We start from the raw sequence: 24,234 nt of genomic DNA on the forward strand, positions 1-24,234 counted from the left end.
AGTAGTAGCCTGCGTTTTTATGTCCAAGTGATCCACTGCAATGATAAGGTGTGTAATCTTACTTAGCTGAACGACAGACTCAAGCAAAAATAGGCGTTTAAAGCAGAATATGACAGATCAATCTAACTGGCAGGGCGAAAATCGCCGAAAAACACCCCGAAGTCACGATCGATTTTATCAAATCGTACTTGGCCTGAATATTTTTGCTTGGGTTGTGTTTGTCGCAGCTCTCATTGTATTTCATTATGCGAGACCTGAGTTAATTTCTGGTGTGCAGGAATATTGGGGGGTAGAAGGGCGCCAAGATTGGTCAAGATCTCTCAGCGTTTATTTGCTCATTTTGTTGGCATTGTGCACATTAATGAGTTTGCTGGTGTTGATATTGCGACGATTTCGTACCCGGCGCCAAAATGACTATTTTGGGATCAACGTGGTGATCCTTTTAGCCATATCGATCACCGTGTTAATTTGGATAGTTTCGGATATGCCACAACCCCCCAGTTAGTTCTAGCCCAGTGTCTGTAAACTAATAGCGATGGCTTCTGTCAGCTTCGCTAATTCTTTGGGTGAGATAATATACGGGGGCATTATATAAATTAGTTTGCCAAATGGTCGTATCCACACACCATTATCGACAAATACCCGTTGTAGTGCGGCTACGTTGACTGCCTGTTTACATTCCACAACGCCTATGGCGCCCAACACCCTAACATCTGCAACAGCAACATGGGATTTTAACGGTAAAAGTTGCTCACTAAGCTGAGATTCAATGTCTTTGACCTGTTGTTGCCACTGATTGGTTTGGATGAGTTCCAGGCTAGTATTGGCAACGGCACAGGCCAAAGGATTACCCATGTAGGTCGGGCCGTGCATGAATACACTAGGCTCACCTGCGCAAACGCCTAATGCGACATCTTCAGTACAGAGGGTTGCAGCCAGTGTCATATAGCCACCGGTCAACGCTTTGCCCAGGCACATAATGTCAGGGGTAATTTGGGCGTGTTCACAGGCAAACAATTTTCCGGTTCGACCAAACCCTGTGGCGATTTCATCACAAATCAACAGGATGTTGTGTTCGTCGCATAATTGGCGACAGCGACGCAGATATTCTGGATGATAGATCCGCATCCCACCGGCGCCTTGCACAATAGGTTCAATAATTAAGGCGGCGACTTCATTTTTATGCGCCAAGATCAAATCTTCTAGTGGCGCAATATCATCCTCACTCCAGTTGTTGCCAAAGCGGGTTTGTGGGGCAGGTGCAAATATTTGTGCGCTCAACACCTCATTGAACAAACTGTGCATACCGTTTATCGGATCACACACCGACATGGCCGCAAACGTATCGCCGTGATAGCCGTTTCGCGGCGATATGAATCGACATTTTTCTTTTGCACCCTGACAGGCCCAGTACTGCACCGCCATTTTCATTGCCACTTCAACCGATACCGACCCCGAATCGGCTAAGAATACTCGTTCGAGACCTTCTGGCGTCATGTCCACTAGCTTACGACACAACGAAATTGCCGGCTGATGGGTTATACCACCAAACATTACGTGGGACATTTTATCTATTTGCGATTTTGCTGCAGCGTTGATTTGAGGATGATTGTAACCGTGTATTGCCGCCCACCAGGATGACATACCATCAACCAGCTGTTCGCCATCTCTGAGTTTAAGCATGACGCCTTTTGCTGATTCAACTTCGTAACAAGGCAGTGGATTAACGGCTGATGTATAAGGATGCCAAATGTGTTTTTGATCAAAATCCAGATCGTCGGATAAATATCTGTTCAAAAAATGCTCACTTGTAAATTTGTCGAAGTGGTACGAGTTGACAATGTCAGTTTGCGCCTTAGACTAAGCCAACAAAATGCGTTAGTAAAGGGTTGTAAATGGCAAATTTATCGGAGGAGAGCAGCATGGGGCAGGTACGTCATGACTGGACATTGGATGAGGTGAATCGGTTGTTCGATATGCCGTTTAATGATCTGCTGTTCGAAGCACAAACTGTTCATCGCCAACATTTCGATCCTAATTATGTCCAAGTGAGCACGCTATTATCGATTAAAACCGGCGCTTGCCCCGAAGATTGCAAATATTGCCCACAAAGCGCTCGTTATGATACGGGCCTGGAGAAAGAGCGTCTGTTAGAAATCGAAAAAGTGATCCAAAGGGCTAAAGAAGCCAAAGCAACAGGTTCTACGCGCTTTTGCATGGGCGCAGCCTGGCGTAATCCCAAAGATCGCGACATGCCATATGTTATAGATATGGTGAAAGAAGTGAAAAAGCTAGGTCTGGAAACCTGTATGACACTGGGAATGCTATCACGTGAACAAGCGGTAGCACTTAAACAAGCCGGCTTGGATTACTACAATCACAACCTCGATACCTCGCCAGAATATTATGGCGATATTATCACCACGAGAACCTACCAAGATCGTTTAGACACGCTACAAAATGTTCGTGATGCGGGTATGCACGTGTGTTCAGGTGGTATCGTTGGTATGGGGGAGAATGCAGATGACCGCTCAGGGTTACTGATGCAATTGGCGAATTTGGAGCGTCATCCAGAAAGTGTACCGATCAACATGTTAGTGAAAGTTAAAGGCACCCCACTAGATAGCATTGATGACCTGGAGCCCTTTGAGTTTATCCGCACCATTGCCGTAGCTCGAATAATGATGCCTAAGTCGTTTGTTAGGTTGTCAGCCGGACGAGAAGCGATGAATGAACAAATGCAGTCTCTATGTTTTATGGCTGGTGCAAATTCGATTTTCTATGGGTGTAAGTTGCTCACTACTTCCAATCCCGAAACCCATGAAGACGTAATGTTATTTAAAAAGTTAGGAATAAATTCCAAACAAACCCGTGAGTTCTCAGATGAAGCCCATGAAGCCGCTTTATTGGAAGAAATAGAATCCAAAAATGATGCTTCAAATGAACTGTTTTACGATGCCAGTCAGGCCAAGGTAAGCCTTGCAGAAACCACAGAGTAACCCGTGGCATTTGAGTTTATTCAGCGCGACCTAGCACAGCGTCGCGCCCAGTCACTATTTCGCTCCAGAACGATCATTGAATCGAGTGCAGGGGCAATGATTGAGGCAAGTGGCCAACACTTTTTAAATTTTTCAGGCAACGATTACCTCGGCCAAAGACAGGATTTGCAGGTGATGCAAGCCTGGGTCGAAGGCATATCCGTTTATGGTGTAGGCAGTGGCGCTTCGCCTTTGGTGACCGGTCATACTCGCGCTCATCAACAGTTAGAAGATTATCTGGCCGAAGGGTTGGGCAGAGAAAAAGTCATGTTGTTTAGCTCTGGCTTTGCGGCAAATCAGGCGGTGTGTCAGGCGCTTTCTCATGCTAATTCAGCCTTGGTGTGCGATAAATTGATGCATGCATCTTTTATTGATGCGGCAATGCACAGCGAAGGTGAGTTTAAGCGCTTCAAACACAATGATCTTGACCACCTTGAGCATATTCTAAAAGGCATACATGGTGATTGTATTATCGCCAGCGAAGGCGTTTTTAGTATGGACGGAGACAATGCTGATTGCGAAGAGATTGGGCAAATAGCAAATAACAATAATGCCTGGTTTATGCTTGATGATGCCCATGGCATGGGCGTTCGAGGACAAACGGGCTTAGGCACTGCACAAGCTTTGAAACTGTCACAACAACAGCTACCGATTTTAATGGGTACTTTTGGTAAGGCACTTGGCACCGCAGGTGCTTTTGTCGCTGCATCAACCGATACCATTGACTATCTAATCAACTTCGCAAAGCATTACATTTATAGCACATCAATGCCGCCAGCGATGGCTTCGGCAACCCTTGCTAGTTTTCATAGCTTGCAAGATGGTGCGAAGCAGCAACAACTCAACGAAAGAATACACTTGTTTCGCTCTCTATGTGCTCAGGCCGATATCGAATTGATGCAATCAAATAGCGCTATCCAGCCCGTTTTGGTTGGTGATCCAACGTCCGCCGTTTTTCTTAGCGACACATTGAAGTCTATGGGAGTATGGGTGACAGCTATCCGTTATCCCACCGTACCCAAAGCAAAAGATAGACTCAGAATAACCTTGTCTACCAGTCATCGACTTACTGATATTGAAGCGCTAGTGGATGCACTGGCGATTGCTTTTAATCGCTTGGACGAACGACCGGAGCGCGTTAAATGATGGCACAATCTACCTACAAAGAAAGGGTTGCCAAGCAGTTTAGTAAACATGCTCAACATTATGACGACATTGCCCAAATCCAGTTGGAGATTGGTTTTGATGCAGTGCAACAAATACATCAAAGCGGCGGGCTGGCGCTGGATATTGGCAGTGGAACAGGCCGCCTCACTTCATTACTTTGCAATCATTTTGATCAAGTGATAGGAGTAGACATATCTTCTGGAATGGTATCTTTTGCCCAACAAAAATATGCGCAGGCAAAGCACCTGCAATTTATTCATGGCGACGCCGAAGCATTACCCGTTGACGAAAACAGTGTGGACTTTGTCTTTTCAAGCATGACATTGCAATGGTGTAACCCGCTTAACAAAAGTCTATGCGAGGTTATGCGAGTACTGCGGCCAGGTGGGCAAGCTCTGTTGGTGATTATGGGGCAAAACTCAATGCATGAATTACGTTCATCTTGGGCAGATATCGATCCCCATCCTAGAGTGAATCAGTTTGCAACACCTATGCATTTACTTGAACAGGCCAGAGAAGCGGGTTTCACTGTCGACGTTGAACAAAAAAACTATGTGTCTTGGCACGCCGACATTAGCCACTTACTCAACAGTATCCGTCAGGTTGGGGCAAGCTCAGTGTCCAACAATCACCCTGGGCAACCTCTGACCAGACATAGGTTGATGCAATTAGCATCTGTCTACTCTGAAAAATTTGCCAGTAACGGTCAGCTTCCGCTGACTTACAATTTAATTTATTTAACATTAACCAAGGATCTTTAGCGAACACTATGAGCAAAACCCTGTTTATTACCGCTACCGATACCGATGCCGGAAAAACCGTAGTGGCCTGCGCGTTGCTACGTATTGCTGCCCAACAAGGGCTCTCAACGCTAGCGTTTAAGCCAGTATCTGCCGGTTGCGAAAAGACTGGTGATGGATTACGAAATCAAGATGCGCTGGATCTTTGGTCTGAAGTCACTGAAGAAATGGCTTATGAAGAGGTGAACCCGATTGCGTTTGAGGATCCTGTTGCTCCGCATTTGGCTGCGCAGCGCTTGTCCCAGCCTATATCCGTTGAGCAATTGAACAAGTCTTATCAATATTTGTTGAATAAAAATGCTGACTTGTTAGTGGTAGAAGGTGCAGGGGGATGGCGATTGCCATTGGGGCAAGGACAATTCATGTCTGACTTTGTTAAGCGTCATGAACTGCCCTGCGTTATGGTGATCGGGTTAAAATTAGGCTGCCTGAATCATGCGCTATTAACCTATGAGTCGATGTTAGCAAATAACATCAATGTCTTGGGATGGGTAGGCAATGTTGTTGATCCAGATATGGCTTATCTTGAGGACAACATTGCCAGTTTGCGAAAGCTTATTGATGCACCTAACTTAGGGATCGTGCCGCATTTAGATGACACAACAAACGCGGCCAGCTATCTTAGACTACCTTTTTAGCTGGTTAAGCTACACATTTAATAGATAGGACAAATTATCAGATTTCGTAATGGTTTTTACGTTTTCACCGGTAAATAACACGCCATCAAGCTCGCCCAACAAACTAAGGTTTTGGCCCTCCCGATATAAAGCCGAACCTTCTCGAATACCTATCACTGGCATATCAGGGTTAAGCGCACAAAATTCCTTAATGCGTTCAGCCCGAGTTTCACCATTGTGACCAGGAGGTTGGTAGTCGCTGTAATGCGGATTTATTTGAAATGGCACTAAGTTTAAGGCGTCAAAGGAAAGGGGCTGAATAATGGGCATATCATTGGTTGTTCGAATGGAGTTTCCACACAGGTTTGCACCAGCACTCCAACCCACATAAGGAACCCCAGCATTCACGCGCTGCACAATGACATCAGTTAATCCTTGATCTTGCAGTTGACGTAGCAAGTTGAACGTATTGCCACCGCCAACCATAATAGACTTTGCGTTTAATAAAGCATCTTTGGGAGATGGGCATTGATGAATGCTTTGAATAGTTAAAAAGGGAAGGGCTTGTTGAACCTTTTTCAGGTAATCATCCCATTTCAACGTAACACCCGCATAAGGAATAAAAAGTACCTCTTCAACAGGACTTAAAACATCTTGAATCAACTTAGTAGCAGACTCCAAATAAGCCCCTTGGCCTGCGCGGGAGCTACTTAACATTAAAACTTTAATCATTTCTAACTTCTTTCCTAAAATAGTGCCAAAGGCTTTGATGTAGCGGCATAAATTCGCTGCAAAGCATAAGACAAGCGTTCAAAGGAAACAACTGCATGGGCAGGGAAACACCGTTTTGCATGAGGGTTTTAGAGCGAAATTCCCGCACGCGTTTTTGATATTGTCGAGAAATTTATTCACTAAAACTGTGTGGCGACTAAGTAACTGTTGTAGCCGATAAAAACCGATAAAAGCGCTAGACCTTCCCATCTATTTACTCTGCCAGCACTCTTAATTCCAATACAGAATATTAAAAGCGCGATAGTCACGGCAAGCATTAATAGACTGTCACGATACAAAAAGCTTGATTCGATGCTCACGGGTTGAATCACCCCGGCCAACCCTACTACCGTTAGGGTATTGAACAGGTTTGAACCGACAACATTTCCAATCGCTAATTCGTGTTCGTTTTTACGCACGGCAATAATGGAAGATATTAGCTCTGGTAGTGATGTGCCAATACCTATGATCGTCAGACCGATAATCACATCACTTACGGCAAAATAGTGAGCAATCTCAACGGCTCCCCAGACTAATAAACGAGAGCTGGCAATAAGCAGGATTAAGCCAGCAAATAGCCAAAACAAATGCACACCCAAAGCAGATTTTTCATCAGCAAGTTCGTCTTCGATGTCATCGCCAAGCGGGTCATTGGGTTGTTTTAATGTTTGCCAGATTGTCCAGCCAATCAACAGTACAAACAATCCCAACAACGAAAATGCGTCATCGAAGGACAGTCTTAAATCCAATAGTTGCCACACGGCAAAAAACGTTATTGCTAATAAAATAGGTAGTTCTTTTCTGACGATTTCAGACTTTACAACGATGGGACTGAGCAAGGCTGTTACACCGATAACTAAAGTAATATTGGTGATGTTAGAACCATATGCGTTACCCAAAGCCAAGCCACCATTGCCCTGTATCGCAGCAAATACGGACACAATGATCTCGGGTGCTGAGGTACCAAAACCAATGATAAACATGCCGATAAATAGCGGCGATATATTGAAATGTGTAGCGGTAAAAGACGCACCGCTAATAAATCGTTCGGCGCTCCAAATTAATAAAGGGAGTCCAAAAAGAATAGCCAGTGTTGCCCAGAACATTTACGAACTCCAAAATCTAATGTTACTCAATGTTAGAATATAAAAGTCGGTCAAGATCTCTTATCGCGAAGTTTGAGCGAGATTTTCACGCCCCTGACGGAACCTCGTTTATTTTTTGCTGAACATGATCATTAGCCTGTTCTTAGCGCGCCATCTGTGTCAACCACGGGGTAACATGTCAGATAGTAACAATGCAATACCTAAAAAGGACATAAAGCCGGCAATATCCGTTATTGTTGTCAGCACTATTGACGAAGATTGAGCAGGGTCCATCCCAAACTTTTTTAGTGCAATAGGGACTATGGCACCGGCCGTGCAGGCAATCGCTAACGAAGAAACCATCGCCAAGGCGATGACTAAAGCAAGCCCAACTGAATCACTCCAAAAATAGACGGCAATGGAACAGGTAATTGCTATGGCAACACCATTTAGTAGACCAGCAACTAATTCTTTTGTCATAACTTTGGCCCAATGCCGGGTGGTGATTTCTCTTAGAGTCAACCCACGCATGGTTACTGCAAGAGCTTGCGCCCCGGCATTTCCAGATTGTCCAGCTGCTACGGGCAACAATATTGCCAGTGCAGTGATTTCTGAAATCAATCCTTCAAATGCGCCTACAACTGCCGCCGCGGCAAACGCCGTGAGCAAGTTTATTTGCAGCCAGGGTAAGCGTTTTTTCACCGCAAAAAAGCTACTAGAAAGTGCTCTTTCTTCTTTGCTAACACCCACCATCGTTTGAATGTCGGAGGCCAAGTCTTCTTTGGTTGATTGATAAATATCAAAGAAACGGATTGCGCCAATTAGCTGATCATGGGCATCTAATACTGGAATAGCACTACTGCGTTGCCCTTCGAAACGTTCAATGACCATGTCCTTGCTATCCAATGCGCTAAAAACAGACTTTACGGGCTTTGCTAAGGTGATTAGCTCTTGATCAAGGGGACTTATTACCAGTTCTGAAAGACTTACTTCACCCAACAAAGCTTGTTGATCATCAATCACATAAATCACTTCTTCGGCTTTGCTGCTTCGTTGTCTGAGTTTTCTTAGCGCCGTTTTTACATCGGTATCACTGTAAAAGCTGACGATACCAGCGGTCATCATGCGAGCGGCGGTGTCATCCGGATACACTAGCAACTCACTGTACTCATTTGCCAAATCTGCGTGTGATTGCTTCAACACCTCCATAATGCTGTTTAACGAAGGTGTCGGTAACCTGGAAAGTAATGACACAGCTATATGACTATCTAAGCCAACTAAGACATCTACGGCTAACTCTTCAGGAAGAGCAGTGAAAATATTCTCCGAAACACCAGCAGGTATGTATCGCCAAAGATTGATAATAATTTGCGCTGGTTGATGTGCAAGCAAGTCCGCGGCTTGGGCCGGACTGATAGTTTCAAGAAATCTGACGCTTTTGTAAGGGTAGTTTGCCAAATATTCTTTGTTAAGAAATTGCGTCGTGTTATCGCGAGCGGTTGAGCTTGAATTCATAATCACTCCGATTCGTTTTTTTGAATGTTTTTTGAGGCGATTTCATCGGGTTGGACAAGTTCTAACATATTGATGATGGTGTCGCCGTACACCTCAAAGAGGTCTGAAGAAAACGAAACATTTTGTTTCTCTTTGGCCGAGTTGATGCTGGCAAAATGCTTCAATTTAAAATAATGCAGCACACCAATAAACTCTTTTTGTTTGTTTGCCACCGGAACGGAATCGTTGTGCTCCCACAACCCCCATTCCATCGCGGTATTCAAATCCGTATTGGCATTGACGGTGGCTACTTTAGCATTGAGTAATGTACCCACTTTGGTTTTATTTTCAGCCTTTAACAAGTCGCCAATATACAATGTGCCTAATAACGCGTGGCTACTATCTACGACGTAAACCCATTGCAAATATGAGTAGTCTCTTGTTCTGAGTCGCAGGATGACTTCGCTGACTTCCATTTTGCTATCTGCGATCAGGACATTTGTTTCAACCATTGATCCAATCGAATACTCCGGATAGTTGATAAGCATCCGGCACAATGCTTGTTTTCTTTTTGACAATAGCGAAAGCGTTTTAGAGCGTGTTTTATCATCCACATAACGCAAAATTGCTGACAGGTCTGTAATCTCCATTGATTCTGTTAGTTTTTGACATTGCTCATTGGAAAAATGTTGAAAAAGTTTTGCTGCAACACTGGGGATCATGGACTTCAGTACATTAACAGCCGAATCCAGAGGCGCGTCTTTGACAATTTCTGCAGCATGAGTATCATCTACCAACTCTAGCTTTCGGGCCGCTGCAACGGGTTCAGCCTGCAAAAAATGCAGGGTCAGACTGTAATGAAGATCACTCATCGAGGGGCCTTTTGAGATGCTATCTTTTCGTCGTTGTCTGTTTCATTGAATAGCAAAATTTCACAGGGTAATTCGTTATAAATTTTTGCCGGGATCAGTACTCGGCCATTTTCTGTTTCCAGCTCTAGAGACGTTTGCAAAAAGCCTAATACCTTGCCCCTGTATTCACCTATTTGTATATATTCGCCAATGTGAAGATGTTTGCCAGCCTGTCTGGAGCCTACCAGATTTTTTACTAATTCTTTGCTACCTAGGCCATAAGCTAGGGCTATTCCGAAACTGAAAATAGCGACCTCGACGATAATCAGCGTGGTAATAAATTGTATGTTCATTCCCAATTGCTCAATACCGACAACAATAGCAATGCCCACAATCATCCATTTAGTCAATATCCCTATGCGGGTACTGTATTTTATCCCGGTGCTTGATGCCGCTGCCTCGGCCATGGTTTTTGCAACATTACCTATCAAAAAGCCGCCGACAACAATAACTATGCCAGCCAAAACATTGGGCAAATAACCGAGCAATTCCCGTAGCCAAGTGGCAATAAATTCAATACCCAGGCTCGACAGGGATGCGGCAAAGAAAAATATCATGATTAGCCAGAATACGGTCCGGCTTATTATCTTTGCATGCTGGGGTTTGATGCTGACAGATTTGTTTAAAGACAGCGCATTTCCAGCTCTATTGAGTAGTTTTCCGGTAAAGCTCACTAATGTCAGTGTTAGTCGGCCAAACAAAAATGCAATCAACCAGCCAATCAGCAATAAAACCAGTGCGCCAATGATTTGGGGTACATAGGCGACTAAGTAACCGACCAATTGCTCGTAATTGTTTTTCAGTACAACTTCCCAATCAGACATTAGCGTTTCCCGTATATGTTCGAACGTAAAATATTAATCAATTTAAAGAGCAGAGTCAGGCACAAACTTTGTTTACCCTTTTCCTTGTGTCCGTGTTCTGTATGGCTTGGCATTCTTTTCAATAAATTGAAAAATCATGTCAGCAACATCTTTTTTGGTCGCAGTTTCAATACCTTCTAATCCAGGGGAAGAATTTACTTCCATAACAACTGGACCTCTTTCTGCTCTGAGTAAGTCTACGCCACAAACGTTTAAACCCATAACATTAGCAGCGGCAACTGCGCTAGCGCGTTCCTCTTTACTGAGTTTCACGAGTGTAGCAGAGCCCCCTCGATGAAGGTTAGAACGAAACTCGCCTTCAGCGCCTTGTCGTTTCATCGCAGCAACAACTCTGTCACCCACAACAAAACAACGTATATCTGCGCCGCCAGCCTCTTTGATAAATTCTTGAATGAGTATGTTGGCATTGAGTCCCATAAAGGCTTCAACGATTGCTTCTGCGGATTTGACCGTGTCAGCCAACACAACCCCAATGCCTTGAGTACCCTCCAATAACTTGATAACACACGGCGCCCCGCCGACATTTTTAATCAAATCCTTGACGTTGTCTGGACGATTGGCAAACCCAGTTCTTGGCAAGCCTATACCTTTTCTAGAGAGTAATTGCATTGAACGTAACTTGTCTCGCGAACGGCTAATGGCGACAGATTCATTGACACTGAAACTACCGGTCATTTCAAATTGCCTAACAACTGAAGTGCCATAAAAAGAGATACTGGCACCTATTCGTGGAATAATTGCATCGTAGCGTGGAAGCTGTTTACCTTTGAATCTCACTGCGGGTTTACTGCTAGTGATATCCATGTAACAGTGCAAAGTATCGATAATGTCCACTTCGTGTCCGCGCGCTTGACCTGCCTCTTTTAATCGGCGCGTTGAATACAAGTTTTTGTTTCTGGATAGAATGGCGATTTTCATTTAATTAGCCTTTTGTAACGCGAATTAGCGCTCGGTTGCTGGTTTATCAAGGTGATTTCACATTAGCTATGTGTGACGTTGGTGCACTGCCGACTCGCACCATAAGTGAATATTGATACAGTAGTTCCTTTTAGATCGCCGGACTCTTCTACAGTTTAGCAGACTCTGCATTTTGTCCCTGGTAATCATAATCCTTAAGTGTATTTAATGCATGTTTAAAAGGTTAGTATAGGTTTATAAGTTCAATTGTGAACGTTGAAAATAGTTTCAGTTATAACGGTGGTTACCATGAGTGAAGTGTTTCAGGCAAGTACGCAAGTCTTTGTATGGATTGGAATCGCAATTTGCATTGTTCATAGTGCGGTGTTTTCAGGCCTGAATCTCGCGTTTTTTAGTATGAGTCGTCTCCAGTTAGACGTTGAGGTAAAACAAGGCAATGATGCTGCAAAAACCATTTTATCTATGCGTGAAGACTCTAATTTTCTGCTGGCAACAATTTTGTGGGGGAACGTCTCGATAAATGTACTACTCACCCTTTTATCGGATTCTGTATTAGCCGGTATTTATTCGTTTTTGTTTTCCACAATCGCCATCACATTTTTGGGTGAGATTATTCCACAGGCTTATTTTTCCAGAAATGCGTTTAAAATGGCCTCTTTGTTGACGCCGATTATCCGTTTTTATCAAAAGGTTATGTATATTGTGGCGAAGCCGACCGCCATTTTATTGGATGGTTGGCTGGGCAAAGAGGGAATTACCTATTTTCGTGAAGAAGAACTCAAAGCGATTATTTTAGCTCACGCTGAGGCCAATGAAGCTGAAGTCGTTCCTGTTGAAGGCGTTGGTGCGCTGAACTTCCTCGAAATAGATAAAGTGTCGGTGATGGAGGAGGGCGAAGTGTTAGATCCAAAAAGTATTATTTCGTTGCCATGTAAACTTGACCTTCCTGTTATCCCAGAAACTAAAAGCGCCGCAGGTGCGAGTTTTGTCAGGTCGGTGAATGAGTCTGGCCATAAGTGGGTTGTTTTAACCGACAAGCATAATGTGCCGCAACTCGTGCTAGATGCTGATGGTTATTTACGTGTGCTGTTGGACGAGAACGTAACCTTGAGCGATCCCTATGCATTTTGTCATCGGCCCGTAGTTATCAAGGACGAGAATTGTACTTTGGGCAGTGCTCTTAGTCGGCTAAAGCAAGCCTCTGACCTTTCAGAATCATCAACTGACGTGCTCAATCATGATTTAGTGCTCGTTTGGACAGATTTAGAAAAGCGCGTTATCACTGGTGCAGATGTGTTGGGTCGACTATTGAAAGGGATTGGAAATCACGACTAAGGCATAACAATGAAAATCAATAATATTGAATGCCAACCCAAGAGTATGTCGCGTAAAGCGTCAGCATCAATGCGCCAGTTGCTCGATGTATTTTCTTTGTGCTCCATAATAGAATTAGCAGTGCGATGGCACACACCAACATCGCCCACATATCATAATTGATTATTCTTGATGTTGGCGCTAAGGGATCCAGAACAGAGGCGATGCCCAAGATCCCAAGAATGTTAAATATATTGCTCCCCAGGACATTCCCAATCGCCACGTCGACGTGTTTTCTGATGACTGCAATAATTGAAATACTCAGCTCCGGAAAAGATGTTCCCACTGCAACAATCGTCAAGCCAACGGTTGCTTCACTGATACCTAATGATATAGCGACCGAACTGGCACCTTTTAACAAAAAATGAGAACCGCTGAGCATCATTGCTAATCCTGCTATCACAAATGCAATCAGTGACAACCAGTGTGTCGGATAGCGCTGTACTTCTTTGGCTTCATTAACGTGCATTACAGCAGATGGAATTTGCTCCGATTTCTCTGTTATGTATACCCACAGGAGGTAAAGACAAAGTCCACTTATTAGGGTTAATCCACCGACTAAATTAAGCAAGCCTAACGACATAAGCAGACAGCACAATAGAGTAGACAATAGCGCACTGGTTGCATCTCGTTGCAGTGCTCGGCGTTGGATGGTCAGTGGTCTAATAATGGCGCAAAGCCCCAGAATCAATAATATATTGCCTATATTACTGCCTACTACGTTGCCAATGGCGATATCTTGACTGCCTTTGAGCGTCGCATCGACTGATACAGCGAGCTCGGGTGCAGATGTACCAAAACCTACAATAAGAATCCCCGCCATTAATGGTGACACTTGATATTTATTTGCGGCTCCCAATGCACCCCTGATCAGTGCTTCACCACCAAGACTCAATAGTGCAATACCACAAAAAATGAAGACGAGATCCACGTTAACTCCTTAAAATTTACAGCAGAAATTACGATGAAAAGATGCACGTATGGGCATTAGTTTCAATCTGGATGACTGCTAATTGCGGGGCACAACCAGATGTTCAAGTAAATCAATAAATCCTTTCACCGAGGTTTTAGGCGCAGCTTCCGCTAGGGTGTGGTAGCCCGAAGTCGCGACTTGCACGGTAGTGCCGTCTACCATCTTGTTTGATGCGACTATTATGCGCCCCATTTCTGTCGACCCGATTGAAGCCGGCGGCAGCCCTTTTTCCAAAGCGACGATGTTTTGCGATTCAACATATTCATCTTTGTATTGATATGACAAACCCAAGGCCTGGCAGGTATTTGCTAACCGCTGGGTCAATTCTTGATTGAAGGTCGAATTTGCATCTTTTCTGCGAAGAATCACGTTGTGCTTAGCTGCGGAATTCAGATCAGGGTAGGGACTAGTATCTAACACCAATAACTGATTAGTTGTACTACCAAACCGTCTGAACCATTCGAGTAAATAACGCCAACTTTTTCCCGCTTCTTCTTGAGCCGTAAAAAATGCGGTGCCTTGGTATCCAATTTCAAATAAGTAGATCAAAACAGCCACACTGAATATATTATCTAACTGCCCGACAATAGCATCTTCTTTGATTGTTAGCTGATCTCGAAATGCGATAGGTGTGCCAGCAACTAGGTGTTCCAGCCCTGTTACATCAAAAATGACATTGTTCCTTTTTGGACATACGCTCGCACCATTAATTCTGCCCTGACCTAAGTAACTTCCAGACCAAGGTTCATAAGCAAATACGGATTCTCCTTCAAAGCGGGTGACAACTTTTTTCATTAGCGACTCGCTTACAGAGTTTCCTAATAAGTCAGATCGCGCTCCGGCAACAAAGGCTGCATATTGGAATTCATCAGGGCCGGTACATATCAGGCCGTGTCTATCGGTGTGTGCCGACAAATACCAGCTATCTGGCGAGTCTCCCTCGGCGACCAATAGTCCTTCGTACCATGTCACTTTGACATTTCGTTCTTCCAATTCACGCTGTAATACGCGGTAAAATGAATGCTCAGCACCAATCACACTAGGGTGACGGATAAGATTTTTTAATATGGATAGAAATGCTTCAGGAAGTGCTGCTGAACCATAGGGACTTTGCGTTTCGGCATACATAAATTGTTTCACCTAGATTTACCCATACACTCGATCGGGTTTACTGAATATCATCACGTATTCAAACTGTGCAGCGCATCAAGACGTCAATGTATGAGGGGTACGCTTTTCGTTGAGAGCACTGCATAACCATACTCACCCATTTTCATCCATGAAGGGCCGTGTTGAATACAAAGCCTAGTTAACATGAAGCTAGTGGTGGTAAATGTAGTCTATATTACGGAATAGGCTGTACACTTTTTTACCGATTCCCTGTCAATTCACTAAATTAGATTATCTTCCTCATGTTTAGCAGGTAATATATTTAGGGTCTTTTACTAAATTTACTGGGTAGGTTACGTGGCTGAAAAGAAGAAAATTTCATCGGTATTGTTTATTTGCTTGGGGAATATTTGTCGCTCACCCAGCGCAGAAGCGGTGTTCAGACATAAAATCAGGCAGCACAACCTGTTTGTAGAGGTAGATTCCGCGGGAACACAGGGCTTCCATACTGGTTGTGCACCGGATGAGCGTTCGGTGCAGGCCGGTGAGGCCAGAGGTTATGATTTTGGTGGATTAAAATGCCGTAAAGTGAATGAAATGGATTTCGAACAGTTTGATTTGATCATCGCGATGGATGATTCGAATTTGAAAAATTTGCAACGTGACAGCAGGGAAGAACACCATCATAAAATCAAATTGTTTATGGAATTTTCAAGCTTTGAAGATGATGTTGTACCTGATCCTTATTATGGCGGTAAAAAAGGTTTTGAGTACGTTCTCGATTTAATCGAAGACGCCGCTGATGGGTTAATCGAACACATTAAACGCAGCTAATATGGCTATTTTTCCTCTTAAATGTCGGTTTTAGTCCATTGTTGAATACATTAGCGCCATTTGGGATTGAAAATCCTTGTTAATGTCCGTACCTTCTCCTGCTTAGAGCTTCGAGTACACATCAATTTATTTAAAGGAACTACAGTGAGTCAATGGCAACCCGATAGTTGGAGAAATAAACCCATCCAACAACAGCCTACCTATCAAGACCAAAAACATTTAGCAGAGGTAGAGAAAACCCTGCAAAGTTATCCGCCATTAGTCTTTGCAGAAGAAACTCGTCTGTTGCATAAGCAACTGGGTGATGTGGCAGAAGGAAAGGGCTTTTTACTTCAAGGCGGCGATTGCGCTGAATCCTTTGATGAATTCAATGCACCAAAGATTCGCGATACATTCAAAGTCATTTTGCAAATGGCTATAGTGCTGACGTTTGCCGGAAAATGTCCGGTAACAAAAGTCGCTAGAATGGCAGGGCAATATGCCAAGCCACGTTCATCAGACTTAGAAACGATCAATGGAGTTTCGCTCCCCAGCTACCGTGGCGATATTATTAATAGTTTTGAGTTTACTGATAAAGCCCGTCAGCCTGACCCACAACGCATGTTAGAGGCCTATCACAGAGGTGCATCGACGTTGAACTTGCTTCGCGCGTTTGCCCAAGGGGGATTAGCTGATCTGCACCAAGTTAATCGTTGGAATATGACGTTTGTTGAGAACAATCCGCTCAGGGAACGCTATCAAGATGTGGCTAACAGGTTGCAAGAAACATTAGAGTTTATGGATGTCATTGGCATCAACCATAACAATAATGCAACCCTGCATGAAACCCATTTGTTTACCTCACATGAAGCTTTGCTGCTTAACTATGAACAAGCGTTAACCCGCATCGACACGTTAACGGGTAAACCATACAACTGCTCAGCTCACATGGTTTGGATTGGTGAGCGTACGCGACAACTTGATCATGCGCATATAGAATTTTTCCGAGGTATACATAACCCAGTTGGTGTGAAAATTGGTCCATCAATGCAAGAAGATGAGCTGATTCAACTGATTGATGCATTAAACCCAGAGAATGATCCAGGTCGATTAACACTTATCACACGTATGGGTGCCGAGAATCTTGAAAAGAATTTGCCTAGGCTGTTGCGCCGCGTAAAAGCGGAAGGTCGCAAAGTGGTTTGGAGTTCTGATCCTATGCACGGCAACACTAAAAAGGCATCTAGTGGGTACAAAACCCGCAACTTCGACGATATCTTAAGTGAAATTCAGCAGTTTTTCGCAGCTCATGATGCTGAAGGCACCCATCCTGGTGGCATCCATTTGGAGATGACGGGACAACACGTTACAGAGTGTACAGGTGGCGCATACCAAATCAGTGATGATGACTTGGCCCAAGCTTATAAAACACAATGCGATCCGAGGCTCAATGCCGATCAAGTGCTAGAAATGGCGTTCTTGGTCGCAGATCACCTCAAAGCTGGTAAGTAAGTTTCCAAGTTTTTAATCTATTTAATTGTCAAAAACCGGTCTGAAATCTCTATTTCACACCGGTTTTTTTTAAATACCATTAAATCACTATCCAATTGAAACTCATCATAGTTAACCCCAATCCCGAATAAGCAACGCCTGTAAGCACCGCTATTTATCCCCTTATCTTCGTTGTTCATTATGCGTTTAGAGCGACTAGACAACATAATTCTCGCCTTGATAAGGGAATAAATCACGGCACTTACCTATTAAAAACCAATATCAAAATGACGGTAGCTTCTATATCATTGATAAAGCTTTAAAAACTAAGCTATTCCGACATTTCTTATCCAGAATTGGGGTTAGTTATTTATTTGTCGGTCCATGGCATACGGCTTCAACATTATTGCCATCTGGGTCAAACAAAAAAGCTGCAAAGTAGTGCTCATGATACATAGGGCGAAGTCCCGGTTCGCCATTATTACTGCCGCCGTTGTCTAAACCCTCTTTATGAAATACTTCAACTTGATTTTGGTCCTTCGCTGAAAACGCAACATGTCTCGGACTTGCAGCGTGTTTGACTTCGATTATCCAGAAAATCGGTTGTTGGGGAGGCCCAAAGGCACACATGCGTTGAGTAGGAAACTCAGGGTTCCAATCTGCGGTGAATTCCATCACTAATTCATGCCCAAGTGCTGCCATAACCTTGTGATAGAATTCCTTGGTCTTTGGATAGTCGGTGGCGTAGGTACTTAGGTGGTCAATCATTGATAGTCCTCCTTCTAATAATCAGGATTATTGACGTTCAAACGTTACGCTTGGCGCTTTTCAAGCTCAACGACTTGGGCTTTTTCGTCCTCTAACAACGCGCTGGCGTCCGCACCTTTTAACAATTTGCCGATAATGTCTTTATTCTTGGATAACAATATCGTTAACTCTTCATTGGTGTCAGTATCCAGCTCAATGCCTTTAGCTTTTATGTAGGTTGCTAAGTTATCAGCAATATCCAACATCTTGTCATACTGGTCAGCGGCCTTTTTATCAGTGGTCACAAGCTTTTCTTCCCCATTATGTTCTACAACGTACTGGACTTTAATCGCCATCAATCTTTCTCCTATTCTTTTGAGAATATAAAGATAGATTAATACTGTATAAAAATACAGTTAAAAGTGAAATTAATTTAAAAGCGAACTTTCAAGTGTAATGGGCAGGTGCGTATCGACAGTATCTAGGAGAGATTTTGCGGTAAGCGATGGAACGCTCACTACATGAGTTTTAATATTGTGTTTGTGTTTAATGTGCCCTAAAAGAAGAGTGAAGTCTCCATCGCCACTCAACAGGTAGATGTCGTCGAGATCCTGGCTGTACTCCATTATGTCTATCGTGATGCCAACGTCCCAATCACCTTTTGCTGAACCATCACTACGAGTGATATAAGGTTTGAGTTTGACCTGAAAACCGAGATGACGCAAAGCGTCTTGGAATTTCCGTTGACCATTGTCTTGGCTGGCAATAGCGTACGCAAAGGCAACCGAGATTTCTATGTCTTGATCGCCCTCTAGCTGTTGCATCAAGGCTCGATAGTTAAATTGGCGTTGATAGGCCTGTCGACAGGTGTAATAAATATTCTGTACATCTACAAAGATGCCGACACGCTTTTTCATAATTGTCTTCTTAGTAGTTTAAGAAACATCTAATATAACCCGCTTCTCGCGAGGACTAATACTAGTTCAGTGACTTGGTTTTTAAATATTCTTCATAATTGCCGCGATAGTCAGTGATTTTGCCATCTTTGATTTCAATGATCCGTGTGGCCAGAGATGAAACAAACTCACGGTCGTGACTAACAAAAAATAGTGTGCCGGGGTAGTTTTCTAGCGCCAAGTTCAGTGACTCAATTGACTCCATGTCAAGGTGGTTAGTGGGTTCATCCATCAACAAAATATTCGGTCGCTGCAACATCAGACGGCCAAATATCATTCGTCCTTGTTCACCTCCAGAAATCACTTTAACCGATTTGCCAATCTCTTTTTGTGAGAATAATAATCTGCCTAAGGTGCCACGAATAACTTGTTCGTCATCGTTTTCCTGACCCCACTGATACATCCAATCTAACAAGGATTTATCTTGTTCAAATTCCTCAGCATGATCCTGAGCATAATAGCCAATGTTAGCATTTTCAGACCACTTCACCTGGCCAGCGTTGGGTTGTAAATCGCCATATAAACATCTCAAGAAACTGGTTTTACCGGCACCGTTTGGACCAATAATTGCCACTCTTTCACCTACCTCAACCATGAGATCGATTTGTTTAAAAAGACACTCATCGAAAGATTTACTTAATCCTTCAACTTCCAACGCCAATCGGTGAAGTTTTTTGTCCTGTTCAAAACGAATAAAGGGGTTTTGACGGCTTGAAGGTTTCACCTCATCCAATTGGATTTTGTCTATTTGCTTGGCTCTGGACGTGGCTTGTTTGGACTTAGACGCATTGGCAGAGAATCGGCTAACAAAAGTCTTTAATTCGGCAATCTGTGCTTTTTTCTTTGCGTTATCTGAAAGCAACCGCTCTCTGGACTGTGTGGCCGCCGTCATGTATTCGTCATAGTTGCCTGGAAAAACACGTAATTCGCCATAGTCCAAGTCGGCCATGTGCGTGCAAACGCTGTTTAAGAAGTGACGATCATGAGAAATGATGATCATCGTGCAGTTTCGGCTATTGAGTGTATCTTCTAACCATCGGATAGTATCGATATCCAGGTTATTGGTCGGTTCATCCAAAAGCATAATATCAGGCTCTGAAAATAGTACTTGTGCGAGTAAAACTCGCAACTTCCAGCCTGGTGCCACTTCACTCATCGGCCCGAAGTGCAATGCTTCATCAATACCAACGGCACTGAGTAATTCTGCAGCTCTAGATTCAGCTGTGTAGCCATCCATTTCAGCAAATTCAGATTCAAGCTCGGCTGCGCGTATACCGTCTGCTTCGCTCATTTCAGCTTTTGCGTATATGTTGTCTCGTTCTTCTTTGATTGCCCAAAGCTCTTCATGTCCCATGATCACTGTGTCAACAACAGAAAATGTTTCATAGGCAAACTGATCTTGTTTTAACTTACCAATTCTCTCATTTGGATCTTTTGAAACGTTACCAGCTGAAGGCTCCAGATCATTGCCAAGAATTTTCATGAAGGTTGATTTGCCGCATCCATTCGCGCCGATAAGGCCATATCTATTGCCGTCAGAAAACTTAACAGAAACGTTTTCGAAAAGTGGTTTGGCGCCGAATTGCATGGTGATATTTGCTGAAACTAACAAGCTGAACTTCCTAATGCCGAATGATTTTTATAGAGGTACGAAGGTAAAACCCGCGCAGTATGCCACAGCTTCGACGCGAATGCTTTTGAGTTTTTCAACATTTAATCATTCCATTGAGACAAGTAATTTATTCACTGAGTTTGGGAAAATTGGCCAGCGGAATAAAGATGGAAGATAAGCAGTTCTGTCGCCTATTAATAAAAACAAAAATAAAGCTAAGAATTAAAGATAAATGGGCACACAGAGTGTGTGGAGGACAGGGGCCGTGCGCCCCTGTTAATTAATCACGAATATTACGATTTATTCGTCTAGTGGTGTATTAAAGTCTTCGGACAAATCGAAGTCTCCCGTCACGCTAGCAACTTTACCATCTGAAAACTCAATAATTAGCTCTTTTCTGAAATCTTCACCGCGCTTTTTCATACCACGTCTCATTTCGTAAACGTAATACCAGGTGTCGTGATCAAATGAGTCTTGTACAACAGGTCTGCCTAATACATAGACGACTTGTTCTTTTGTCATTTCAATGCGAAGTTGTTCTACATTCTTTTGTTGCAGAAAGTTGCCTTGTGGAACATCGATACGATAGATCCAATCTGTGCAGCCGGCAGTAAACAGCAGGGTAAATAAAACTACCAATAAACTTTTATACTTCATTATCCAGTTCATATTAAAGTAGGTTGAACGGACAAGATCCCTCCTTTTACAGACGAACCTCGTAATTTGGAAACGCATGCTAACCTACTCAAGCCCCTGCAATCAAACATTATTACGCTATTGATAGCTGTTTAGTAGTTCTTCAGCATTGGCTATTGCAGAGGATGTTAAAACGTCTCCAGCTAATAGACGTGCCAATTCCTCAATTCGTTCATTTTCTTTTAAACAAATCATGTGGGTTTCTGTTGTTTTATCATCAGTAAACTTGGTCACAAACATTTGTTGATGGCCGCTGGCTGCCACTTGCGGTAGATGCGTGACGCAAATTACTTGGCAAGAAGCGCCGAGTTTACGCAACAGTTTTCCGACAACTGAAGCCGTTGGGCCACTTATTCCCGTGTCCACTTCGTCGAAGATCATAGTAGGGATTTGATTGCCATTAGTGCTGATTACCTGTATCGCCAAGCCAATTCGCGATAGCTCGCCACCTGACACGACTTTGTCCAACGTATCAGCTTGGATCCCCGGGTTGGTCGAAATCATGAATGCCACTTTGTCTAACCCCATAGCACTGGGCGGAATAGATTCGTCAAAGTTCACGTCTACCGTAAAGGTTGCCTTATCCATATTCATTTGTTGAATATAACTTTCGACTTGCACAGCCAGCTTTTTACTTGCTAAGTAACGGGATTTACTCAGTTTTCTGGCACTTTGCAAATAGCTATCAAGATACTTTTGCACGTCTTGTTGCAAGCTATCCAATACGCTGTCATCACTATTCAATTGAGCGAGTTCTACAACCAATGACTGATGATATTGATACAGTTGCTCAGGATTAACATTGTGTTTTCTGGCCAAATCCATTGCTTGCGAATAACGTTGCTCAACTTGATTCATTCGCATGGGATCAATTTCTAGATTATCTGCGTAGTGTCTAAGTTGCACCGAGGCTTCATCTATATTGATCAACGCTTCATTTAAAATTCCAACTATCGGACCTAAATCCGGATCATGGTGCTGCAGCTCGCTGAGCGAATCTAGACTCGATTGCACCGCAGTCAAGGCGCTATGTTCATCTGCTTCATAAAGCCTGTAGAAGCTTTGCTGCGCCTGCTCTAATAAAGTTTGACTGTGCGACAATTTTTTATGTTCAGATTCAAGAGAGGTGAATTCATCTTCAATCAAAGCAAATTCATCGAGTTCCTGAACCTGATAGGCGAGTAAATTCCGGCGATCACTTCGTTGCTGCTGGCCTAACTGTAATTGCTCGAGTTGCTTTTTACTCTCTAACCACTTTTGATAAAACTGCTTAACTTCATCTTGCATCGCTTGGTGGTCGGCAAATCGGTCAAGCACTTGTCGCTGGTTTTCAGCTTTTAATAAAAGCTGATGCGCATGTTGTCCATGAATATTCACCAACAACAACCCAAGTTCCTTTAGTTGTTGTAATGGTGCAGGTGAACCATTGATGTATGCCTTCGAACGACCTTCACTAGACACCACACGCCTAATTAGCAGTTCACTATTTGCCTCATCATCTTGACATAAATCATGTCCGGCCAACCATTCGTTGACCTGTTTTAACGACTTAATATCAAACGTTGCACAGACCTCCGCCTTGTTATTGCCTGCTCTGACCATACTTGCTTCAGCCCGTTCGCCCAAGCACAATCCCAGGGCATCGATCGCAATAGATTTACCCGCGCCTGTTTCACCGGTGACAACACTCAAACCTTGACGGAAATCTATGTCTAGCGTTTTGACTATAGCTAAGTTTTTTATGGATAAATGAACTAACATAATTAACAGTAGTGTTTGTATATACAGTAACTGTAAATATATACACTATTTTGAGGATGTAAAGTCTAGATTGCGGTTTATTGTGAATCCAAAGCTATTGCTAGTAGAGTTTCGAACCCCAACCCAGCTTTGTTCTTAGTACGTTAAAGTAGTTGTAATCTTTAGGGTGGATGAGTGACAACCGATCTTCATTTTTACGAATATGAATTTCATCCCCTGGCAACACTTCTAATACAATGTGGCTATCACAACTTACTTGCAGATTATCAGTGTTGTCGATTGATACTTTGAGTTTTACCGTGCTATTAGCATCTACCACGATGGGGCGGCTGCTCAGCGTATGGGGGAACATCGGCACCAACGTCAGGGCGTCTAAATTCGGCGTTAGGATCGGACCACCACCAGACAATGAATAAGCTGTAGAGCCAGTCGGCGTGGCGATAATCAGCCCGTCGGAGCGTTGACTAAAGACAAAGTTATCATCGATATAGGTCTCAAATTCCATCATATGGGCGACTTTGCCATGATGCAGAACAACTTCATTTACGGCAGAGTTAGCACTTTGTTTTTGCCCTTCACGATACACCTCGACTTGTAAAATGAATCGCTGTTCGCGGACGCATTCGCCGTTAAAAATACAGTCTAGTTGCGCTTCAAAATCATCCGGATTGATATCAGTTAGAAAGCCAAGATTACCTCGGTTAACACCGACAACGGCCACATCATGTTTTGCCAGTATTCTAGCTGCTCCAAGCATATTGCCATCACCACCAACGACGATTGCCAAATCCGCTTGTGTACCGATTTCGGACAAGTCCATAGACTCAAAACCGTTGCCTACAAGCATGCTCGTGACCTTGCTTTCCACGAGTATTCTGCAGTCTCGTTTTTTAAGATACTGCAGAATTGCGTTTAAGCTTTTGTTTGCGCCTTCATGTGCGGGCTTACCTATGAGACCAACGGTTTTATACGGCATAGTGTCCTGATGGTTGAACCTGTCATTGCTACGACAAAGG

General features: G+C 43.5%; 24 protein-coding genes. 8 read left to right on the plus strand and 16 right to left on the minus strand.

The features are described 5' to 3' along the window. Window positions 1–109: 109 nt before the first annotated feature. A complete protein-coding gene (locus tag FM019_RS14385) occupies window positions 110–505 on the plus strand; it encodes a hypothetical protein (protein WP_143836630.1) in 396 nt (131 codons plus the stop codon). 2 nt (window positions 506–507) lie between these two features. Here the strand turns inward: FM019_RS14385 and bioA are convergent, their stop codons facing one another. Then, window positions 508–1,797: an adenosylmethionine--8-amino-7-oxononanoate transaminase gene (gene bioA, locus FM019_RS14390; RefSeq protein ID WP_143836631.1), complete on the minus strand. Its 1,290-nt coding sequence runs from the start codon at window positions 1,795–1,797 to the stop codon at window positions 508–510. Between the two features lie 98 nt (window positions 1,798–1,895). Between bioA and bioB the strand changes: the two genes are divergently transcribed. From bioB to bioD, 4 genes are read left to right on the plus strand one after another with little or no spacing between them, the layout of a single operon-like run. Further along, entirely contained in the window at window positions 1,896–2,999 is a 1,104-nt protein-coding gene (gene bioB / locus FM019_RS14395) for a biotin synthase BioB (RefSeq protein ID WP_143836632.1), read from the plus strand. Between the two features lie 3 nt (window positions 3,000–3,002). After that, on the plus strand, window positions 3,003–4,184 hold the full coding sequence (locus tag FM019_RS14400) for an 8-amino-7-oxononanoate synthase (RefSeq protein WP_143836633.1): 1,182 nt from the start codon (window positions 3,003–3,005) through the stop codon (window positions 4,182–4,184). Next, a complete protein-coding gene (locus FM019_RS14405) occupies window positions 4,181–4,966 on the plus strand; it encodes a methyltransferase domain-containing protein (RefSeq protein ID WP_143836634.1) in 786 nt (261 codons plus the stop codon). Before FM019_RS14400 ends, FM019_RS14405 begins: the two co-directional genes overlap by 4 nt. An 8-nt stretch (window positions 4,967–4,974) precedes the next feature. Continuing rightward, window positions 4,975–5,643, plus strand: coding sequence for a dethiobiotin synthase (bioD, locus tag FM019_RS14410; RefSeq protein ID WP_143836635.1), 669 nt, complete (start codon window positions 4,975–4,977; stop codon window positions 5,641–5,643). A gap of 9 nt (window positions 5,644–5,652) precedes the next feature. Here the strand turns inward: bioD and pepE are convergent, their stop codons facing one another. The 6 genes from pepE to rimK form a co-directional block, all read right to left on the minus strand. Continuing rightward, window positions 5,653–6,351: a dipeptidase PepE gene (gene pepE, locus FM019_RS14415; protein ID WP_143836692.1), complete on the minus strand. Its 699-nt coding sequence runs from the start codon at window positions 6,349–6,351 to the stop codon at window positions 5,653–5,655. A gap of 182 nt (window positions 6,352–6,533) precedes the next feature. Continuing rightward, entirely contained in the window at window positions 6,534–7,499 is a 966-nt protein-coding gene (locus FM019_RS14420; protein WP_143836636.1) for a calcium/sodium antiporter, read from the minus strand. Between the two features lie 159 nt (window positions 7,500–7,658). Then, window positions 7,659–8,993 (minus strand): magnesium transporter, encoded by a 1,335-nt coding sequence (locus tag FM019_RS14425; protein WP_143836637.1) that lies wholly within the window; start codon window positions 8,991–8,993, stop codon window positions 7,659–7,661. 2 nt (window positions 8,994–8,995) lie between these two features. Next, a complete protein-coding gene (locus FM019_RS14430; RefSeq protein WP_143836638.1) occupies window positions 8,996–9,844 on the minus strand; it encodes a magnesium transporter MgtE N-terminal domain-containing protein in 849 nt (282 codons plus the stop codon). After that, window positions 9,841–10,707 (minus strand): mechanosensitive ion channel family protein, encoded by an 867-nt coding sequence (locus tag FM019_RS14435; RefSeq protein WP_143836639.1) that lies wholly within the window; start codon window positions 10,705–10,707, stop codon window positions 9,841–9,843. Before FM019_RS14435 ends, FM019_RS14430 begins: the two co-directional genes overlap by 4 nt. A gap of 72 nt (window positions 10,708–10,779) precedes the next feature. Next, window positions 10,780–11,685, minus strand: a complete 906-nt coding sequence (gene rimK, locus FM019_RS14440; RefSeq protein ID WP_143836640.1) for a 30S ribosomal protein S6--L-glutamate ligase — start codon at window positions 11,683–11,685, stop codon at window positions 10,780–10,782. A gap of 288 nt (window positions 11,686–11,973) precedes the next feature. On the opposite strand from rimK, the gene FM019_RS14445 reads away from it, so the two are divergent. Then, entirely contained in the window at window positions 11,974–13,020 is a 1,047-nt protein-coding gene (locus tag FM019_RS14445) for a DUF21 domain-containing protein (protein ID WP_143836641.1), read from the plus strand. A 16-nt stretch (window positions 13,021–13,036) separates the two neighbouring features. On the opposite strand, the gene FM019_RS14450 is transcribed toward FM019_RS14445, so the two are convergent. Together FM019_RS14450 and FM019_RS14455 are read right to left on the minus strand one after the other, a co-directional pair. Further along, a complete protein-coding gene (locus tag FM019_RS14450) occupies window positions 13,037–13,990 on the minus strand; it encodes a calcium/sodium antiporter (protein WP_143836642.1) in 954 nt (317 codons plus the stop codon). A gap of 78 nt (window positions 13,991–14,068) precedes the next feature. After that, entirely contained in the window at window positions 14,069–15,160 is a 1,092-nt protein-coding gene (locus FM019_RS14455; RefSeq protein ID WP_143836693.1) for a peptidase M42, read from the minus strand. 339 nt (window positions 15,161–15,499) lie between these two features. Between FM019_RS14455 and FM019_RS14460 the strand changes: the two genes are divergently transcribed. Together FM019_RS14460 and FM019_RS14465 are read left to right on the plus strand one after the other, a co-directional pair. Further along, window positions 15,500–15,976 (plus strand): low molecular weight protein-tyrosine-phosphatase, encoded by a 477-nt coding sequence (locus FM019_RS14460; protein ID WP_143836643.1) that lies wholly within the window; start codon window positions 15,500–15,502, stop codon window positions 15,974–15,976. Window positions 15,977–16,120: 144 nt separating this feature from the next. Further along, complete coding sequence (locus tag FM019_RS14465) at window positions 16,121–17,467, plus strand: class II 3-deoxy-7-phosphoheptulonate synthase (RefSeq protein ID WP_143836644.1); 1,347 nt, start codon at window positions 16,121–16,123, stop codon at window positions 17,465–17,467. A gap of 345 nt (window positions 17,468–17,812) precedes the next feature. Here FM019_RS14465 and FM019_RS14470 read toward each other — a convergent pair whose 3' ends face one another. From FM019_RS14470 to nadK, 7 genes are all read right to left on the minus strand, one after another. Further along, entirely contained in the window at window positions 17,813–18,214 is a 402-nt protein-coding gene (locus FM019_RS14470) for a VOC family protein (protein ID WP_143836645.1), read from the minus strand. A gap of 44 nt (window positions 18,215–18,258) precedes the next feature. After that, window positions 18,259–18,549 carry a YebG family protein gene (locus tag FM019_RS14475; protein ID WP_143836646.1) on the minus strand — a complete coding sequence of 97 codons (291 nt, stop codon included), beginning with the start codon at window positions 18,547–18,549 and terminating at the stop codon, window positions 18,259–18,261. Window positions 18,550–18,621: 72 nt separating this feature from the next. Next, the gene (locus tag FM019_RS14480) at window positions 18,622–19,110 is read right to left on the minus strand and encodes an NYN domain-containing protein (protein ID WP_143836647.1); all 489 of its coding nucleotides are present in this window, start codon (window positions 19,108–19,110) and stop codon (window positions 18,622–18,624) included. Window positions 19,111–19,171: 61 nt separating this feature from the next. After that, window positions 19,172–20,761, minus strand: a complete 1,590-nt coding sequence (locus tag FM019_RS14485; protein ID WP_143836648.1) for an ABC-F family ATPase — start codon at window positions 20,759–20,761, stop codon at window positions 19,172–19,174. Between the two features lie 300 nt (window positions 20,762–21,061). Further along, window positions 21,062–21,418, minus strand: a complete 357-nt coding sequence (locus FM019_RS14490) for an outer membrane protein assembly factor BamE (protein ID WP_143836649.1) — start codon at window positions 21,416–21,418, stop codon at window positions 21,062–21,064. A 117-nt stretch (window positions 21,419–21,535) separates the two neighbouring features. Then, window positions 21,536–23,218 carry a DNA repair protein RecN gene (gene recN / locus FM019_RS14495; RefSeq protein WP_143836650.1) on the minus strand — a complete coding sequence of 561 codons (1,683 nt, stop codon included), beginning with the start codon at window positions 23,216–23,218 and terminating at the stop codon, window positions 21,536–21,538. Window positions 23,219–23,318: 100 nt separating this feature from the next. Further along, window positions 23,319–24,194: an NAD(+) kinase gene (gene nadK / locus FM019_RS14500; protein WP_143836651.1), complete on the minus strand. Its 876-nt coding sequence runs from the start codon at window positions 24,192–24,194 to the stop codon at window positions 23,319–23,321. Window positions 24,195–24,234: the final 40 nt, after the last annotated feature.

The sequence above is a fragment of the Aliiglaciecola sp. M165 genome, assembly GCF_007197995.1.
In the GTDB taxonomy this organism is placed as follows: Bacteria; Pseudomonadota; Gammaproteobacteria; order Enterobacterales; family Alteromonadaceae; genus Aliiglaciecola.

Coding starts and splice junctions, on each gene's coding strand:
- FM019_RS14385 (WP_143836630.1), top strand. CDS start 110: ATGACAGATCAATCTAACTGGCAGGGCGAAAATCGCCGAAAAACACCC.
- bioB (WP_143836632.1), top strand. CDS start 1,896: ATGGCAAATTTATCGGAGGAGAGCAGCATGGGGCAGGTACGTCATGAC.
- FM019_RS14405 (WP_143836634.1), top strand. CDS start 4,181: ATGATGGCACAATCTACCTACAAAGAAAGGGTTGCCAAGCAGTTTAGT.
- bioD (WP_143836635.1), top strand. CDS start 4,975: ATGAGCAAAACCCTGTTTATTACCGCTACCGATACCGATGCCGGAAAA.
- FM019_RS14420 (WP_143836636.1), bottom strand. CDS start 7,499: ATGTTCTGGGCAACACTGGCTATTCTTTTTGGACTCCCTTTATTAATT.
- FM019_RS14425 (WP_143836637.1), bottom strand. CDS start 8,993: ATGAATTCAAGCTCAACCGCTCGCGATAACACGACGCAATTTCTTAAC.
- FM019_RS14430 (WP_143836638.1), bottom strand. CDS start 9,844: ATGAGTGATCTTCATTACAGTCTGACCCTGCATTTTTTGCAGGCTGAA.
- FM019_RS14435 (WP_143836639.1), bottom strand. CDS start 10,707: ATGTCTGATTGGGAAGTTGTACTGAAAAACAATTACGAGCAATTGGTC.
- rimK (WP_143836640.1), bottom strand. CDS start 11,685: ATGAAAATCGCCATTCTATCCAGAAACAAAAACTTGTATTCAACGCGC.
- FM019_RS14445 (WP_143836641.1), top strand. CDS start 11,974: ATGAGTGAAGTGTTTCAGGCAAGTACGCAAGTCTTTGTATGGATTGGA.
- FM019_RS14455 (WP_143836693.1), bottom strand. CDS start 15,160: ATGTATGCCGAAACGCAAAGTCCCTATGGTTCAGCAGCACTTCCTGAA.
- FM019_RS14470 (WP_143836645.1), bottom strand. CDS start 18,214: ATGATTGACCACCTAAGTACCTACGCCACCGACTATCCAAAGACCAAG.
- FM019_RS14475 (WP_143836646.1), bottom strand. CDS start 18,549: ATGGCGATTAAAGTCCAGTACGTTGTAGAACATAATGGGGAAGAAAAG.
- FM019_RS14480 (WP_143836647.1), bottom strand. CDS start 19,110: ATGAAAAAGCGTGTCGGCATCTTTGTAGATGTACAGAATATTTATTAC.
- FM019_RS14490 (WP_143836649.1), bottom strand. CDS start 21,418: ATGAAGTATAAAAGTTTATTGGTAGTTTTATTTACCCTGCTGTTTACT.
- recN (WP_143836650.1), bottom strand. CDS start 23,218: ATGTTAGTTCATTTATCCATAAAAAACTTAGCTATAGTCAAAACGCTA.
- nadK (WP_143836651.1), bottom strand. CDS start 24,194: ATGCCGTATAAAACCGTTGGTCTCATAGGTAAGCCCGCACATGAAGGC.